Here is a 1329-nt window from a genome sequence, read left to right on the forward strand (position 1 = left end):
TGCCTTGTGCCTAATATGATAGCGCATAACATTCCACCTGTCAAGTAAGTTTTTATTTTATTTGAATTTTTAATAATAAACAGCTCGTTTAATGAGCGATTAATACTGCGAAAGTGTCTGAATTATAGACCACTTAAAATGACTTCGCTAGTTTTTTGTTACTGTTTTGTAAAGATCTCTTTATAATTCTGAACACGTACTGATATTTAAATTTAATTCAAAAAAGTTCAATAAATAGACATATTATAAAGCTGTACAAACACCTCTCAATAAAAACAAATACTATTAACAGTTTTAATTTAATTTTGTTTTTTCTTCTATATTCATTTTATAAGTATTCAAATAAATGTGACTAAAAGAAATGGTTAATTGTCCAGTTTTAAAAATTAGACAATTAACTCATGAGGATGATTGGGAGTAAAATTTTTTATGGTGTCACACATGCCACTCTGTATGGAATATAGGACGGATTTCCGTAGTGAACATAACCTAAATCACAATAAATAACATATTGATTATTTCCATACGATCGAGAAACCCAAAAACCATTACTATCCCAATCACTATCAGGATAAAAATTAATCCTGCTTATCCACCCCCATTCATTAAATATTCCTCCAACCCAATGACTACCTTCTCGGTAACTGAGGCGTCTTTGATAGTTGTTAATATTTCTTCCTGATATGCCACCTAGCCAGTAATTTCCATTAGCATTGGTGTAATCATTAATATCAGGAAGTCTATAACCATTACCTAAATCATGACAAAAGTTTTGTGCATTAGTATACCCACCTGCTTCGCCTTGCTGAGCTATATACCAACGCTCTATTTTAAAACTGTATAATAATTTTGTATGACTGCTATCCGAATAAAGTTTAAACAATGAAGGAGAAAATCTCTTATTGATTGAATTTATCTCAGGGCCTTTTAATACTATCTTTAATGCTACATCACCACCTGGATAAATATTTTTTGCTCCTCCCTCCCATTCCCAATTTGGAGTATTTTCCTCGGATAAAGACAAACTAACTCCACTGCCACTTACTGGACTAACCGTTGTTCCATTCGCAGCTATCACTTGCCCTGGTGAAATGCCTCCTAATAATAAATAAAATCGTAAGTTATTAGATCCTGTTGTTGGAAAATTCTCAGCAGGATTACTAACTTCTAAAACTTTAAATCCTTTATTTACAACCCAATTAGGACCATCTAAATCATGCTCAGATCCCCAAGCTAAGTTATCCACATATAGATTCGGCTGTGCATAACAAACAATGGGCATGTCCATTTTTGGATTAATGTAATAGCTATGCTTATTTCCAGTAAAAT

1 protein-coding gene is annotated in these 1329 nt (G+C 32.4%); it reads right to left on the reverse strand.

The features are described from left to right. Positions 1-427: 427 nt before the first annotated feature. A partial coding sequence (locus tag ACGH6S_RS12175) for a hypothetical protein (RefSeq protein WP_411578993.1) occupies positions 428-1329 on the reverse strand: 902 nt, incomplete at its 5' end.

Source organism: Gilliamella sp. BG3, from assembly GCF_046635605.1.
Taxonomy (GTDB): Bacteria; Pseudomonadota; Gammaproteobacteria; order Enterobacterales; family Orbaceae; genus Gilliamella; species Gilliamella bombi.